Raw genomic sequence first — 15,399 nt, forward strand, 5'->3', positions numbered from 1 at the left:
AGCAGCTAGAACTCACGTCTCTCCTATGGCTAGCTCCACATGCCGCCGCGCAAGTGGGCGGCCGGAAACCCGCTAGCGAAGCCGCGGCATTGCCGAGAGCAGTGACTTGGTGTACTCATGCTGAGGGTCCCCGAAGATCTGCGCGGTATCTGCCTGCTCCACGATCCGCCCCCGGGTCATCACCGCGACCCGGTCGCTCATGTGCTCGATGACCGACAGGTCGTGCGAAATGAACAGGTAGCTGGTTCCCGTTTCCTGCTGGATGCGGTCCAGCAGGTCAAGCACCGTCGCCTGGATCGACACGTCCAGGGCGGATACCGGCTCGTCGAGCACCAGCACCGCGGGTTTGGGAGCCAACGCCCGGGCGATGGCCAGGCGCTGGCGCTGGCCGCCGGACAACTCGCGCGGGTTGCGCGAGGCTAGCGCGGGATCAAGTTCCACCTGCTCCAGCAGCTGCTCCACCCCATCGCGGTATCCGCCGTCCGCGCGCTTGGACTTGCCCTCGCTCAGGGCATCGGTAAGCAGCTGGCCTGCCGTGTAGCGGGGGTCGAAGGAGCCCAGCGGGTTCTGGTAGATCGCGCCCATGGCACGGCGCAGCTCCCGGCGCTCGGATTCCTTGCCCGGGGCGAAGTCCCGGCCCAGCAGCTGGACCTGCCCGGAGTCGGGTTTTTGCAGTCCCAGCACGATGCGTGCGGTGGTGGTTTTCCCGGACCCGGATTCTCCCACGATGCCCAGCGTGGTGCCGCGGGGCAGCTCGAAGGACACCGAGTCCACGGCCTGGTGGCTGCCGAAGGACTTACCCAGATTGTGCGCGCGCAACGCCAGCGTCGGGTCCTCGGCATTGACGGCAGCGGCCGCGGGCGCGGCGTGAGCCGAGGAAGCGGAGAGCGGGACAAAGCGCGGGATTCCAGAGGGAACCGCCCGCAGCAGCGTGCGCGTGTACTCGTGCTGCGGATCTTCCAGCACCCGGGCGGCGGGCCCGTGCTCCACGATCTTCCCGCGGCGCATCACCGCGATCTCATCGGCAAGGTGAGCGACCTGGGCCAGGTCGTGGCTGATCATCAGCACCGCGCGGCCCTGTTCCTTCAGCTCGCGCAGCTGCTCCAGCACCAGGGCGGCCAGTTTCGAATCCAGCGCGGTGGTCGCCTCATCGGCAATGACCACCTGCGGGTTGCCGATCAGCGCCTGGGCGATCAGCGCGCGTTGGCGCATGCCGCCGGACAGTTCGGTGGAACGCTGCCGCGCGCGCAGTTCGGGATCCGGCATATGCACCCGCTCTAAGATCTCGATGACCCTGGCGGACCGCTCGGCGCGGGAGTTCGAGCCGTGGACCTTCAACGCGTCGCCGATTTCCCGGCCCACCGGGCGCAACGGGTCCAGCGCCGTCAGCGCGTCCTGCAGGATCATGGACACCGCGTTGCCGCGAATGCCCTGCCATTCCCGGTCGCGCAGCGCCAGGCCGTCGTGGCCGCAGATCCGCAGCGTCTTGGCGGTGACGGTTCCGCCGGACAGCCCCAGCAGGCTGCGCGCGGTCACTGACTTGCCCGACCCGGACTCGCCGACCAGCGCCAGGGCGCGTCCCGCGGACAGGGTGAAGGAGACGTCCTGCACCGCACCGTCGGCGCCGAAGCTGACCGAGAGGTTGGATACGGTGATCAGCGGTGCGGAATCACGGGTGCTCATATGGTTCTGGCCTTTCCGCCCAGGGCTCGGCCGATCAGGGTGGCGCCGGCGGCCACTACCACGATGGCCAGACCCGGGAACAAGCTCATCCACCACGCCAGGTGCAGGTAGGTGCGCCCCGCCGAGAGCATCGCGCCCCATTCGGGTGCCGGCGGGGGAGTTCCCAGCCCCAGGAAGGACAACGCCGCGGCCCAGATGACGGCCTGGCCGATACCCAGGGTGACCAGGGCGAGCAGCGGCTTGAGTGCGTTGGGCACCAGGTGGTTGCGGATCTTCAGCCAGGTGCCGCGGCCCAGCACGGTGGCAGCTTCGAGCATTTCGGAATTCTTCAGCGTACGGATCTGGCTGCGCACCAGCCGCGCGTAGCCCGGTGCGGTGGACAAGCCCACCGCAATGATGGCAGGTCCCACGCCGGGGCCGGTGAACGCGATGATCAGCAGCGCCAGCAGCAGCGAGGGGATGGAGTACAGTGCTTCGAGCACCCGCAGGATGATGCCGTCCAGCCAGCGCGGCGCCATGGCGGCCAGGGTGCCCAGCACGATGGCCAGACCCATACCCACGGCGGTGGCGGCCAGACCGATGAACAGCGAGTCTCCGGCGCCGTGGATGACGCGGGTGTAGATGTCCCGCCCGGATTCGTCGGTGCCGAACACGTGCTCGGAGCCCGGAGCCTGGAATGCCTGCGCCGGGTTGATGGCCAGCGGGTCGCCCGGAGCGATCAGCTGCGGGGCCAAGGCGGTCAGCGCCCAGAACGCGATGAACAGCCAGGCGAGGATCTTTGACGGCCGGCTCATGAGGCGGCTCCCGCCGGGTCGATGGCGCGCTCCACTGCTTCGGTGAGTGCCATGACCAGGATGTAGACCAGCGCGGAGAACAGCGCCAGGCCGGTGACCATGGGGATGTCGCGGGCCAGCACCGCGGAGAGCAGCGAGCGTCCCAGCCCGGGGCGGGCGAAGATCACCTCGACCACCACCGCGCCGGACAGCAGGGAGGAAAACGCCCATCCTGTCAGGTTCAGCGCCGGCAGCGAGGCATGGCGCAGACCGTGGCGCCAGAAGACCGCCAGCCGGCTTTCGCCGCGGGCCCGGGCCGCCAGCGCGAACTGGCTGGACATCGCAGTGGCCAGGGAGTCGCGCATCAGCTGGGTGAGGAATCCGGCTAGCGGCAGCGCCAGGGTCAGCACCGGCAGCACCAGTCCGGCGCTGGTGCCGTTGTCCACTGCAGGCAGCCAGCTCAGGGCGGAGGAGAAAACCATGATCAGCACCGCGCCGAGCCAGAAGTGCGGGACGGCGGCTGCTACGATCTCCACCATGCTGCCAAGCCAGGCGCCGAAGCGGTTGGCCCGCATGGCCAGCGCGGCGAAGAGCAGCGCCAGCAGCCAGGCGGCTGCCAGCGCCAGCAGGGCCAGGGTGATGGTCTTGGGCAGCACCTCGGCCATCACGTCGAGCACCGGGCGCTTGAGTGCGTAGGAGGTGCCGAAGTCCAGCTGGGCCAGCTTGCCCAGGAACATCAGGTACTGCACGGGCACCGGTTGGTCCAGGCCGAACTCGGCGCGGGCGGCGGCCAGCGCCTCGGCCGAGGCCTGGGAGCCGGGCCCGCCCATGATGGCTTCGGCCGGGTCGCCGGGGATCAGGCGGATGCCGATGAAGATGGCGGTGGCCACCAGCCACAGCACCACCAGCGCCCCGCCGATCTTCCGGACGGCCCAGCCGAGTGTTCCCATTCGCGTGCTACTCGGCCAGGAACACGTCGGTGTAGACCGGGGATGACACCGAAGTGGTGGCTCCCATGTTCTTGACCTGCGCACCGTACAGGAAGTGGTTCTGCTGGTCGTACAGCGGCAGCACGTAGTAGCCTTCCAGCACCATCTTCTGCGCCTGGGCGTAGAGGTCCGCGCGCTGCGCCTCGTCGTTGGTCTGCTCGGCGTCGGTCAGCAGCTTGTCCAGTGCAGGGTTCTTGACCTGGGCGTTGTTGGCGAAGTAGCCGGAGGGAGCCGGGACGGTGGAGTCGGAGTGGTAGAGGATGCGCAGCACGGACGGGCCGACCTTGGTGTACGGGGCGGAGACCAGGTCGTAGTTGTGCTCGGCCAGCGCGCCGTACCAGCTGGACAGGTCCAGCAGCTGAATCTTCACTTCGAAGCCCACGGCCTTCGCCGAAGCCTGGAACTGCTCGAAGAGCGACTGCTCGGCCGGGACCGACTGGTTGGTGGATACCGGGAAGACCACTGACAGGCGCTTGCCGTCCTTGGAGCGGTAGCCGGCCGAGTCGCGCTCGGTCCAGCCTGCCTCGTCGAGCAGGGAGTTGGCCTTGGCCGGATCCGTGGTGAATAGCGATTGATCGGAGATGCCCAGTGGTTCCACGCTGGAGAGCAGCGAGTAGCTGCGCTTGGCGGTGTCGAAGAACAGCGAGGTGATGCCGGCGTTGACGTCCACCGAGCGGATGAACGCCTCGCGCACCTTGGCATCGTTGAACGGGGCCTTGGAGCTGTTCAGCTCGATGCGGTTGGAGGCGCCCGGACGCGGGGCGTCCAGATGGCCCAGCGGGCCGCCCTGCGCGGCGGTGGCGATGGTGTCAGGCTGGGCGTTGTCGATCACGTCGACCTCGCCGGAGGCCAGCGCCGCGTAGCGGGTGGCGGCTTCGGGGATGAAGCGCCAGGTGATGCCGTCTAGGTAGGCGGTGGGCTGCGTGCGGGAAGCATCGGCCACCGGCGGCACGTAGTCCTCGTTGCGCACCAGGTTCACGGCCTGCTGGTGCTCCCAGGATTCGACCTTGAACGGTCCGGTGCCCACCGGGGAGGCGCAGTTGGTGGCCTGGTCGCGCTCCAGCGCGGTGGGGGATTGGATGGCGGTCCACGGCATGGACAGCGATTCGAGCAGCGCGTTGTCCGGGGCGGAGAGCTTCAGCTCGGCGGTGCGCTCGTCGACGACCTTGATCTGGTCCACCTTGCCCACGGCCAGGTAGCCGGTGGAGGAGGCGGTGTCCGGGTCCTGCAGGTGCTCGATATTGGCCTTGATGGCCTCGGCGGTCAGCTTGGTGCCGTCGGTGAAGCTGATGCCCTCGCGCAGGGTGATGGTGCGGGTCAGCCCGTCCTCGGAGACCTCGGTGGATTCGGCCAGCCATGGGATGATCTTGCCTTCGGAGTCCTTGGTGAACAGGGACTCCAAGTATTGGCTGGCCACCAGGGCCTGCGGGTAGTTTCCGCCGACGTGAGGGTCCAGGCAGCTTGGCTCCGCGTCGCCGGAGGCGTAGACCAGGGTGCCGCCGGCCACCGGGGTGGCGTCCTGGGTGGACTCGGTTCCCGCTGTGGAGGAGCATCCGGCCAGGACGATCGATGCGATGCCGAGGGCCGCGGCGCTGGAGAGCAGGCGGCGGGCGCGCTGGTTTCTTTGCATGGGCTGAAACTTACCTCATTAAGTGGATGGGAGATGACCATCTACCACCCTAGCCACCCGGGCCTATCGGCGACACTTCTGGTGACGGGTGAACCGGCCAATGCGATCCAGTTCACACCCCGGGGCGGCAGGCGGTCGCGGCCGCGAACTACTTTTCGCTGGCCACGGTCATGCGGCGGTTAGCATGCGCCGGGGTCTCGATCTCGTCCAAGATCGCCACGGCGAAGTCCTGAGTGGAGACGAAGTCGCCGGCCGGCGAATCGGTGCCCAGGGTGTAGCTGCCGGTGCGGGAGCCCGGGGCGATAACCGGTGCCGGGGCGGCCACGGTCCAGGTGATGCCGGAGACCGAGGTGAACATGTCGTAGACCTCCGCGCAGGTCAGGGCCTCGGCCTTGTACTCTTCCGGGAAGCCGTCGGTGTCGACCAGACGCACGCCGTCGACCTCGGTCGCGCCGGCGCCGCCGACCACGATCAGCCGGGCGTCGGTCAGGGTCTCGGTGATTTCCTCGAAGGCGTCCAGGTAGTCCTGGTGGTCCCCGCCGGTGCGCGATGGCGGCACGGCAATGACGATGACGTCGTTTTCCTTGCCCAGCTGGCGGTAGGTCGAGGTGTTGCCAAGGTCGGCGGCCACGGCGGTGGCTCCGTCAACTTCCTTGCCCGAGCGGGTGACCGCGGTGAGCTCGTGGCCGCGGGTGGCGGCCTCGGCGATGATCTGGCTGCCGACCATGCCGGTGGCTCCGTAGACTGCGATCTTCATGGAGAGTCCTTTCGTTGCTGGTGAATTCAGCTCAATGGTATCTTTTAGATACTGGCTACTACAACGAAACTAGGTTTCCCCATGGAAAGCGACCGGGATTTCAACGTGTTCGTGCAGGGCTGCCCCTCGCGTGAAATCATGCAGCGACTGGGCGACAAGTGGACTCCGCTGGTGCTGCTCGCGCTCGCCGGAGGGCCGCAACGTTTCTCCGCGTTACGCCAACGCATCGGTTCGGTGACCCCCAAGGTGCTGACCAGCACGCTGCGCACCCTCGAGCGCGACGGCCTGCTGCTGCGCACCGTCACCGCCCAGGTGCCGGTGCGCGTGGACTACGAACTCAGTGACCTGGGCCGCAGCCTGCTGGGTCCCATGGAGACCATCCGGCTCTGGTCGCAGGAACATGTGCCCAGCGTCCTGCGCGCCCGCGAGGAGTTCGACCGCACCCGGGACGATGCCACCCTGTAGCCCAGGATCGCCGCAATTTCGGACCCACAGCCCACTTCATAAGTAAAACTATGGTTCTTGGTAGATAAAAACAGTTTTACGAATGTAACCGTCCTCACGATGATTGAAAGAGTCATCAGTCAGAACGTGAAAGGGCAAATCCCGTGTCCGAACATCTCTCCCCCCGCGTTGTCACCCTGGGGACCGCCGGCGGACCGCGCTGGTGGACCGGTGAGAACGCCGGACGCCGCTCGGGCATCGCCACCGCGGTGGTCGTCGGCTCCGCGGTATACCTGGTCGACGCGGGAACCGGCGTGGGCAACCAACTGATGAAGGCGGGGTTCACCCCCGGGGACCTGCGCGGCATCTTCCTCACCCACCTGCACTCGGACCACACCATCGACCTGGCGTCGCTGGCGATCTTCGGCCTGTTCACCATGGCCCGCGACAAGCAGCCGGTGCGGATCATCGGCCCCGGCGACCGCGGCGAGCTTCCACCGGTCTCGCCGCGCGCCGTCGTGGCCCCGCAGCCGCTGTTCCCGGCAAACCCCACCCCCGGCACCGCGTCGATGTTCTCCGCGCTGATGCAGGCCTATGCCACGGACCTGAACGACCGCGTGATCGACGCCCTGCGTCCCTCGCCGCTGGACTACTTCCAGGCCAGTGACATCAAGATCCCTGCCGCCGGGGGATACCACCCGAACCAGAACCCGACCCCGCAGGACTTCGAGCCCTTCGAGATCTACCGGGACGAGCTGGTCACGGTGACCGCCACGCTGGTCGAGCACCCGCCGATCGCCCCGGCTTTCGCCTTCCGCTTCGACACGGCCGAAGGCTCGGTGACCATCTCCGGGGACACCGCGCCCTGCGAGAACCTGGTGCGGCTGGCCCGCGGCACCGACCTGCTGCTGCACGAAGCCATCGACTTCGACTGGGTCGAGCGCGCCTACGGCTCGCTGGGCACCGAGGAGGCCGAGGCCTCCATGGACCACCACCGCCGGTCCCACACCTCGGCGCTGCAGGCGATCGACATCGCCGAACGCGCCGGCGCGGCCACCCTCGCGCTGCACCACCTGGTTCCCGGAACCACCCCGGATTCGGTCTGGCATGCACACGCCGGCCAGTTCTCCGGCAGATTCCTCATCCCCAATGATCTGGACGTCATCTCCTTCGCCCGCAAGACCTCTGAAATGGCAGTAGCATGAGTAACACTGTGAAGCACGAGCAAGACCCGGGCCTGCGAGTTCCCAGCCTTTCGTCGCCTGAAATGCGGCGCATCCTGGCTTCGAGCTTTTTGGGCAGCGCCATCGAATTCTACGATTTCATCTTGTATGCCACCGCGGCGTCGCTGGTGTTCAACAAGATCTTCTTCACCAACCTCACCCCGGGCGTCGCGATCTTCGCCTCCTTCGCCACGCTGGCCGTGGGCTACCTGGCCCGCCCGCTGGGCGGCATCGTGTTCGGCCACTTCGGCGACAAGATCGGCCGCAAGGGCGTGCTGATCACCTCGATGGCCATGATGGGCGGCGCTTCGACCCTCATCGGCCTGCTTCCTCCCACCGCGCAGGTGGGCATGCTCGCCCCCATCGCGCTGATCATCCTTCGTGTGGTGCAAGGCCTGGCAGTCGGCGGCGAATGGGGCGGAGCGATGCTCATGGCCCTGGAGCACGCGCCGAAGGAGCGCCGCGGCTTCGCGGCGAGCTTCGCCAACATGGGCGGCCCGGCCGGCGCGGTCCTGGCCACCCTGGCTGTCTCCGCGGTCTCGCTGCTGCCCAACGAGCAGTTCCTGGCCTGGGGCTGGCGCATTCCGTTCATCCTGAGCATCGCGCTGGTCGGCATCGGCCTGGTCATCCGCTTGAAGGTCACTGAGTCCCCGCTGTTCCTGTCCCTGGAGCAGAAGGCCGAGGAGCGCAAGACCCCGATCCGCGAAGTGCTCACCCGCTACCCGAAGTCCGTCGTCCGCGGCACCTTGGTGGGCATGAGCTCCTACACCGTGCAGGGCCTGATGACCGTCTGGGCCATCTCCTTCGTGGTCGACGACCTGGGCATGGACCGCACCAGCGTGCTGAACATCAAGGCGATTGGCGCCGCGCTGACCGTGGTGGGCATCTGGTTCGCCGCCCGCTACTCGGACAAGTACGGCCGCCGCCCGGTCATGATGGTCGGCATCCTGGCCGGTGCGCTGCTGGCCCTGCCGATCATGTTCATGCTGGAACTGGGGCAGCTGTGGATCTTCGCCATTGCCCTGTTCATCGCCAACGGCATTATCCAGGCCAGCATCTTCGGACCCTTCGGCGCATTCACCGCCGAACTGTTCCCGACCCGCATCCGCTACACCGGAGCCTCGCTGGTCTACCAGCTCTCCTCCACCGTGGGCGCCGGCTTCACCCCGATGATCGTTGCGGGCCTGGTGCTGGTCGCCGGAGGCAACCTGTGGCTGGTCGGCGTGGTCTGGGCCGCGACATTCATCATCGCCGCGCTGGCCATGCGTGGCATCAAGGAAGGCAAGGACGCCGACCTGGAAGCGCAGGACATCTAGGGGCGCGGCGCCCCGTCAAGGGACATCGCCGCCAGCACCCCGAAGCCGCCAGCACCCCGAATCAGCCGGGTCGTTCAGGAATTCTCCTGGGCGGCCCGGCTGTCGCGTTCGGCGCCGACCTGTTCGCAGAAATCCAGGAATGCCCGAAGCCGCAGGCTCGGGCGCTTGGTCGCGGTGTAGGCCACGCAGATGTCGCTGTAGCCCACCGGTCCGTCGATCTCCAGCATCGCCAGCGGCAGCCCGTCGTAGCTCACGTTCACCGGCGGGCGCTGCACCAGCACGGTGTAGCCCAGCCCGCGGGCCACCATGCCGCGCACCGCCTCGAAGCTCTGCGAGCTCCAGCGGATCTTCGGATCCAAGCCAGATAAACGCAGGTTCACCAGCTGGTTGTCGCGCACCGTAGGCAGATCCAGGGAGACGAAGTCGTCCTCGGCCAGTTCGGCCAGCTTCACCGAACCGCGCTCGGCGAAGCGATGCGAGGCGGCGACCAGCACGTAGGGGCGCCCGGACATCACCACCCGGTGCTCCACGTCCTCCAGCAGGTGCCGGGTGTGGGTCAGCACGACATCCAGGTGTCCCTGCAGCATGCGTTGCTGCAGCTGCGCGGCATCGCCCTCGATGATCTTCACCTGCAACCCCGGGTTCGGTGCGGTGAACCGCTCGCAGATCACCGGGACCCAGAAGGCGGCCAGCGAGGAATAGCAGCCGATGACCAACGGGCCGGCGAGCGCCGACTGGCGCTCCATGATCTGGCCCTGGATCTCCTCGGCATGGCGCACCAGCGAGCGGGCATCGTGCAGGAACTCGGTGCCCACCGCGGTGAGCACCACGCCGCGGGCCCGGCTGCGCACCAGCAGCTGGCTGCCGACCACGCGTTCCAGATCAGCCATGGACTGGCTCATCGCGGCTTGGGAGATGTGGCAGGCCACGGCCGCCGCGGACAGCGAGCCGGCCTCGGCGACCGCGACGAAGTACTGCAGCTGGCGCAGCGTGTAGTTGACCATCTCAGAGCCCCGCCGCCACCAGCACGATGGCGCTGCCGCCCAGGGCGAGCATCGCGCCGGTCATCACCAGCACCGCCACCACGTCCGCGTGGATGCGTTCGTTCTTCACGCCGTGGGCCATCCTCGAATAGCGGCGGCGCTGCGAGAGGTAGATGCCGCCGGCGGCGCAGACCGCGATGCCCACCAGGACCAGCACCCCGGTGCCGTAGTGCGGAGCCCAGCGCAGGAACACGCCGCTGACCACGAGGAATGACACCAGCGTGCGCGCCCAGGCCATGACGGTGCGTTCGGGCTGCAGGCCCGGGTTGGTGACCGGGAAATCCTGTTTCATTCCGCTACTTTCCCACCAGGACCATGGCGAGCGCGGCAATGGCCCCGGCAATCGCGCCCAGGCTGAGCAGCGGCACGATGGCGGGCAGCGGCAGCGGCTTCCCGGTGCGCATGCTGCGTTCGACCCGGACCCAGCGCACGCCGGCGCCCAGGGCGATGAGCATGCCCACCCCGATGACGAAAAACGCCAGCACGGTGCGCACCGGCCCCGGGAACGCCCCGACGGTGAACGCCTCCAGGGCGATGCCTCCGGCCAGGAATGCCAGCGAGGTGCGGATCCAGGCCAGAAAGGTGCGTTCGTTGGCCAGCGTGAACCGCGGATCGGGCTCGCTGCCTTCGGGCAACAGCGTCCGGGCGAGTTTGCTGCGGTCATTCTGGGTCATGGGCATCCTTGCGCGCGGCGGCCTCCGACCGGAAAACGCCGGTGCTGGCCGCGGAAAATCTTCAGATCCGACCCCGTGCCGACACTGGCCGCCGCGGGGTTTACTGCTCTTCCAAGACTACGTCCAAAACCCCTTCGAAATCATGTTTGCGACGGCTTGCCGGGCCGTGGAATTCCGCGGAATTCCCGTGTGTTCGGCGGTGCGCGAAACCGTGGGCGCCAGCCCGCGCCGAGGACCCGAATCGGTGTAGTGTGAGTCACATATGTAGCGGTCGGGCGTCCACACCGATGACGCCTGCTTGAGTCAGGAGCCAAACATGCTCGAACTTACTGAAGACCAGAAGGCGCTCGCGGAAATGGTCCGCGATTTCGCCACCACCCGGATCGCCCCGAATGCACTGGACTGGGATGAGCGCCAGCATTTCCCCGTCGACGTGCTGGCCGAAGCAGGCCAGCTGGGCATGGGCGGAATCTACGCCGGCGAGGAGTTCGGCGGTTCGGCGCTGACCCGCAGCGACGCGATCCTGGTGTTCGAGGAACTGGCCAAGGCCTGCCCGACGATTTCAGCGTACATTTCCATCCACAACATGGTGGTGTGGATGATCGACAGTTTTGGAACCACCGAGCAGCGCGCCCACTGGTTGCCCGAGATGACCACCATGCAGAACCTTGGCTCCTATTGCCTGACCGAACCCGGGATCGGTTCGGACGCCGCGGCGCTGACCACCCGCGCGCGCCGGGACGGGGATGAGTACGTGCTCAGCGGGGTCAAGCAGTTCATTTCAGGAGCCGGCACCTCGGCGCTCTACATCGTCATGGCGCGCACCGAGGACACCGGCTCGCGCGGCATCAGCGCCTTCCTGGTTCCGGGGGACAGCGCAGGGCTGAGCTTCGGCCCGAACGAGAAGAAGATGGGCTGGAAGGCGCAGCCCACCCGGCAGGTCATCATGGACGGCGTGCGCATCCCGGCCGGCAACCTGCTCGGCGCCGAAGGCCAGGGATTCTCCATGGCCATGCAGGCGCTGAACGGCGGACGGCTGAATATCGCTGCCTGTTCGCTGGGCGGCGGGCAGCATGCACTGGAGCAGTCCGCGGCATACCTCAAGGAACGCCAGGCTTTCGGCGGGCCGCTGACCCGCCAGGAGGCGCTGGTCTTCAAGCTGGCCGAGATGGACATGGGACTGGAGGCGGCCAGGTCGCTGCTGCGCAGGGCCGCCGCCGCGCTGGACGCGAAGGCGCCTGATCGGGTCAGGCTGTGCGCCATGGCCAAGAAGGTCGCCACGGATGCAGGTTTCGAGGCCGCGAACAGCGCCATCCAGCTGCACGGCGGCTACGGCTACCTCAGCGACTACGGTCTGGAGAAGATCGTCCGCGACCTGCGGGTGCACCAGATTCTGGAAGGCACCAACGAGATCATGTCGCTGATCGTGGGCCGCGGCCTGGTCGACAAGTAGCTGCCGGGCGCCCGCGGCTCAGTCGTGCCGCGGGCGCAGCTCGACATCGAGAACCGGGGTGGAGGTATTGGTGTCCTTCCCGGTGGGATGCACCGGGATGATCTCCCGGTCGAAACTCCGCAACGCAGCGATGGACCCCAGCTCCATGGCATCCAGCAAGGTGCGCTGGGTGGGGCGCATCATCTTGATTTCCTTGCGCTCCAGCGCCGCGAACAGCGCTTCGGGATGGATCCAATTGGAGATCGCCGCTTCGGAGGTCTGGTGGCGTGGTTCCTGGTCCTCGCGCAGCACCGCGATGAAGAAGTAGGTATCGAAGCGCTTGGGATAGCCCACCGGGGTGACCCAGTTCGCCCAGGGAAGCAGCTGTTCGGGATCCAGCAGCAGACCGGTTTCCTCGAATACCTCGCGGCGGGCGGCCGCCAGCATTTCCCCGGCGTGGAAGGAGGCCTGCTGCTCACCCTCGTCCCAGACGGTGGAGTGCTTCCAGCGCTGAGCCTGTTCGGCGAGCAGCCGCGCATCGAGGGCTCCGCTGCGCACCAGCTGAGCGTCCTGCGCGTCGACCCGGCCTCCGGGGTAGACGACCATACCCGCGGCAAAGTCCATGGTGCTGACCCGGTGCTGGATGAACACCTCGAACCCGGTGTCCGCTGCGCGTAGCAACAGCACGCTGGCGGCGCGTCGGATGGGAACTTCTACGGCCGGATCTAAAATGGGCTTCGTCGTCATGAACCCCAGTATGTCCTGTATTTGCCGTGCTGAGCCAACGGTATGCACGTTCAGGCGTCATCGAGCCCGGCTATCGCTGCAGGATTCCTTGCCACTACGCTGCTGCTTGCATAGAGTGTGACGCACGCCGGGGCCTCTGCGTTCCCGGCGTACCTCGGGGCCTCGGTGGCCTGACGTCTGCTGAAAGAAGGAACTCGCGTGAAGGGTCCGCAGCTCTATGTCCTTTTCCCCGGTACGGCGCGGGAAGCCTTGAATTTCTATGCAGGGGTGTTCGGCGGCGAGCTGGCCCTGTACTCCTATGCGGAGTTCAACCGGAGCGACGGGCCGCCCACGGCGATCGCCCATGGAATGCTCAGCGGGAACGTGACGCTGGGTGCGGCCGATGCGGCGCCGGACGAGAACCCGGTGCAGATCCAGGGCGCCATGCTCTCCTTGCTGGGCGCTGCGGAACCACCCGTGCTGCACGGGTGGTTCGAGGCGCTGGCCGAGGGAGGCCGGGTCCTCGACCCGCTGGCCGCCAAGCCCTGGGGCGCCTGCGACGGCCAGGTCCTCGACCGCTTCGGCCTGACATGGCTGATCGGCTACGAACAACCATCCCAGTGAGCGGCGGGACTACTGCGGCGGGAAGGCGAGGGTTCCGAGCACCGAAACAACCGTGATGACTATCGTGGCCAGCAGTCCCAGCAGCAACGACTTGCCGCCGGTTTTCACGATGCTGCGCAGGTGGACTCCGAGCCCCAAAGCGAACATGGCTGACGAGAGCAGCAGGGTCTGCAGCATCTGGCCCGCGTCAAGGGCCCAGACGGGAACAATTCCGCTGCTGCGCAGCAGCATTGCCGCGATGAATCCGAGCACGAACAGCGGCACCAGCGGCGGGTTCTTGCCGCCGGTTACCGCGTGGCGGCGGCGCATGAACATGCCCACGCCGGCGATGATCGGCGCCAGAAGCACCACGCGGGCGAGCTTGACGGTCACCGCCACCTCGAGGGCGGCCGCTCCCACCGACCCGCCGGCCGCCACGACGTGCGCGACCTCGTGGGTCGAGGCGCCCACCAGCATGCCGATGCTGCGCTCATCCATTCCCAGCAGCGCGCCGAGCGCAGGCATGGCAGGGATCATGAGGGTTCCGAAGAGCACCACCAGTCCGACGGCCGTGGCGACTTCGCTCTGCTTGGCCCGCACCACGTTCTCTGCCCCAGCCACCGCGGCCGCGCCGCAGATGGAGAACCCGGCGGCGATCAGCAGCCGTTGCGGCAGATCCATGCCCAGCCGGGAGCCGATCCACAAGGTGGCGAAGAAGGTCACTCCGACGGAGAGGAAAACCACCAGCAGCACCCCGGGGCCCAGCCCCAGGATGGTACCCAGGGACAGCTGCAGACCGAGCAGGACGATGCCCAGGCGCAGCAGCTTTTTGCCGGAGACGGCGATGCCTGGTTCCAGGGCCGTGGGAACCGGAACGATGTTTCGCCACAGCGCGCCGAGCACGATGGCCAGCAGCAGTGCGCTGACTCCGTCGAGGAATCGGCTGATGACCATGCACAGGGCCCCGGCCAGTAGGCAGACCGCCAGTCCGGGGAACAGGGTGCGCAGCGTTGCGCGGGTTGATGTCGGGGAAGTTGTTTGTGTCTGGTCTGTCGATTGCATGTTTTCAGTCTTCTCCCGTCACGGTTTCGGCGGTATTCGTCCCGTGGCTATTGGAGGCATATGCTCTTGATATGGATCAAGACCCGTCATCACTGAACAGCATTGCGCACTGGATCCAGTTCTCCTCGCTTTCCCTGCTGGTCGGCATCGCCGACCACGGCAGCCTCAGCGCCGGAGCCCGGGCAGCCGGCATCGCCCAACCGAATGCCTCGCGCGCCTTGAAAACCCTCGAACGCCGGCTCGGATACCAGCTGGTGGATCGCAAGACCACGGGGTCGACGTTGACTCCGGAAGGCGTGCTCACCGTTCAGTGGGCGCGCGAAGTGCTCGAATGCCTGCAGACCTTCGCCGCCGGAGCGCGGTCCCTGGCAGACCCGGGCCAGAGCGAGCTGGGTTTCGGGGCCAGCATGACCGTGGCGGAGTACCTGGCGCCCAGCTGGATCGGGGCGCTGCACCGCAAGATGCCGTTGGTGAAGCCGCGGATGCGGATCATGAACTCGCAGGACGTGATCCAGTCGGTCCGGGAGGGCGAGCTGGAATTTGGTTTCGTCGAGACGCCGCACATCCCCATGGGGCTCAGAAGCCAGCAGGTCTACAGCGACGAAATGCTGATCGTCACCGCGCCGGATCACCCGTGGGCGCAACGAGGCGGCGCACTGACCCTGCACGAGCTGCAGAACACCGCGTTGATTGAGCGAGAGGCGGGCTCCGGGACCCGGGCCTTCCTCGACTACATTTCACATGCCGACCGCCCCAAGCCGTTGGCCGAGTTCAACAGCAACGCCACCATCTGCCAATGCGCGGCCGCCGGCATGGGCCCGGCGGTGCTCAGCCAGCTGGCCGTGGAAAGCCAGCTGAAGCTCGGGACGCTGGTGGAGATCCCCTTCGACGGCCCGGCGCTGGTCCGCGAGCTGCGGGCGATCTGGTCGGTGGACCACGTCCCCGGCGCCGCCGAGCAGGCGCTGCTGGAAATCGCCGCGGAATCCGCGTCCTAACCCTCCAAGAGGGAGGCTGACCTCGGATAACCTCGGCCGCAGCCGCTGT

16 protein-coding genes are annotated in these 15,399 nt (G+C 67.3%); 6 read left to right on the forward strand and 10 right to left on the reverse strand.

Annotated features, from left to right (window positions below):
• Positions 1-72: 72 nt before the first annotated feature.
• The 5 genes from RF641_RS06110 to RF641_RS06130 form a co-directional block, all read right to left on the reverse strand.
• Positions 73-1,683 (reverse strand): dipeptide ABC transporter ATP-binding protein, encoded by a 1,611-nt coding sequence (locus RF641_RS06110; RefSeq protein ID WP_424572784.1) that lies wholly within the window; start codon positions 1,681-1,683, stop codon positions 73-75.
• The gene (locus tag RF641_RS06115; RefSeq protein WP_424572785.1) at positions 1,680-2,477 is read right to left on the reverse strand and encodes an ABC transporter permease; all 798 of its coding nucleotides are present in this window, start codon (positions 2,475-2,477) and stop codon (positions 1,680-1,682) included. Before RF641_RS06115 ends, RF641_RS06110 begins: the two co-directional genes overlap by 4 nt.
• On the reverse strand, positions 2,474-3,406 hold the full coding sequence (locus tag RF641_RS06120) for an ABC transporter permease (RefSeq protein WP_424572786.1): 933 nt from the start codon (positions 3,404-3,406) through the stop codon (positions 2,474-2,476). Before RF641_RS06120 ends, RF641_RS06115 begins: the two co-directional genes overlap by 4 nt.
• Before the next feature lie 7 nt (positions 3,407-3,413).
• Positions 3,414-5,075: an ABC transporter substrate-binding protein gene (locus tag RF641_RS06125; protein ID WP_113606999.1), complete on the reverse strand. Its 1,662-nt coding sequence runs from the start codon at positions 5,073-5,075 to the stop codon at positions 3,414-3,416.
• Between the two features lie 148 nt (positions 5,076-5,223).
• Positions 5,224-5,832 (reverse strand): NAD(P)-dependent oxidoreductase, encoded by a 609-nt coding sequence (locus RF641_RS06130; protein ID WP_047120120.1) that lies wholly within the window; start codon positions 5,830-5,832, stop codon positions 5,224-5,226.
• 81 nt (positions 5,833-5,913) lie between these two features.
• Between RF641_RS06130 and RF641_RS06135 the strand changes: the two genes are divergently transcribed.
• From RF641_RS06135 to RF641_RS06145, 3 genes are all read left to right on the forward strand, one after another.
• Positions 5,914-6,297 carry a winged helix-turn-helix transcriptional regulator gene (locus RF641_RS06135; RefSeq protein WP_047120119.1) on the forward strand — a complete coding sequence of 128 codons (384 nt, stop codon included), beginning with the start codon at positions 5,914-5,916 and terminating at the stop codon, positions 6,295-6,297.
• Positions 6,298-6,440: 143 nt separating this feature from the next.
• Complete coding sequence (locus RF641_RS06140; RefSeq protein WP_424572787.1) at positions 6,441-7,481, forward strand: MBL fold metallo-hydrolase; 1,041 nt, start codon at positions 6,441-6,443, stop codon at positions 7,479-7,481.
• Positions 7,478-8,815: an MFS transporter gene (locus RF641_RS06145; RefSeq protein ID WP_424572788.1), complete on the forward strand. Its 1,338-nt coding sequence runs from the start codon at positions 7,478-7,480 to the stop codon at positions 8,813-8,815. Before RF641_RS06140 ends, RF641_RS06145 begins: the two co-directional genes overlap by 4 nt.
• Before the next feature lie 74 nt (positions 8,816-8,889).
• On the opposite strand, the gene RF641_RS06150 is transcribed toward RF641_RS06145, so the two are convergent.
• From RF641_RS06150 to RF641_RS06160, 3 genes are read right to left on the reverse strand one after another with little or no spacing between them, the layout of a single operon-like run.
• On the reverse strand, positions 8,890-9,819 hold the full coding sequence (locus tag RF641_RS06150; protein ID WP_424572789.1) for a LysR substrate-binding domain-containing protein: 930 nt from the start codon (positions 9,817-9,819) through the stop codon (positions 8,890-8,892).
• Between the two features lies 1 nt (position 9,820).
• Positions 9,821-10,150 (reverse strand): DUF202 domain-containing protein, encoded by a 330-nt coding sequence (locus RF641_RS06155; RefSeq protein ID WP_424572790.1) that lies wholly within the window; start codon positions 10,148-10,150, stop codon positions 9,821-9,823.
• A 4-nt stretch (positions 10,151-10,154) separates the two neighbouring features.
• Positions 10,155-10,532, reverse strand: coding sequence for a YidH family protein (locus RF641_RS06160; protein WP_113606996.1), 378 nt, complete (start codon positions 10,530-10,532; stop codon positions 10,155-10,157).
• A 316-nt stretch (positions 10,533-10,848) separates the two neighbouring features.
• Between RF641_RS06160 and RF641_RS06165 the strand changes: the two genes are divergently transcribed.
• Positions 10,849-11,985 carry an acyl-CoA dehydrogenase family protein gene (locus RF641_RS06165; protein WP_047120113.1) on the forward strand — a complete coding sequence of 379 codons (1,137 nt, stop codon included), beginning with the start codon at positions 10,849-10,851 and terminating at the stop codon, positions 11,983-11,985.
• An 18-nt stretch (positions 11,986-12,003) separates the two neighbouring features.
• On the opposite strand, the gene RF641_RS06170 is transcribed toward RF641_RS06165, so the two are convergent.
• A complete protein-coding gene (locus RF641_RS06170) occupies positions 12,004-12,711 on the reverse strand; it encodes an NUDIX hydrolase (RefSeq protein WP_047120112.1) in 708 nt (235 codons plus the stop codon).
• A gap of 198 nt (positions 12,712-12,909) precedes the next feature.
• Here RF641_RS06170 and RF641_RS06175 point away from each other — a divergent pair, with 198 nt between their 5' ends.
• Positions 12,910-13,314, forward strand: coding sequence for a VOC family protein (locus RF641_RS06175; RefSeq protein WP_047120111.1), 405 nt, complete (start codon positions 12,910-12,912; stop codon positions 13,312-13,314).
• Between the two features lie 9 nt (positions 13,315-13,323).
• Here RF641_RS06175 and RF641_RS06180 read toward each other — a convergent pair whose 3' ends face one another.
• On the reverse strand, positions 13,324-14,355 hold the full coding sequence (locus RF641_RS06180; RefSeq protein WP_424572791.1) for a YeiH family protein: 1,032 nt from the start codon (positions 14,353-14,355) through the stop codon (positions 13,324-13,326).
• A 71-nt stretch (positions 14,356-14,426) separates the two neighbouring features.
• Here RF641_RS06180 and RF641_RS06185 point away from each other — a divergent pair, with 71 nt between their 5' ends.
• Positions 14,427-15,350 (forward strand): LysR substrate-binding domain-containing protein, encoded by a 924-nt coding sequence (locus RF641_RS06185; protein WP_047120109.1) that lies wholly within the window; start codon positions 14,427-14,429, stop codon positions 15,348-15,350.
• Positions 15,351-15,399 lie beyond the last annotated feature (49 nt).

This window comes from Arthrobacter sp. 'calajunan' (assembly GCF_046940185.1).
GTDB classification, from domain to species: domain Bacteria; phylum Actinomycetota; class Actinomycetes; order Actinomycetales; family Micrococcaceae; genus Glutamicibacter; species Glutamicibacter soli.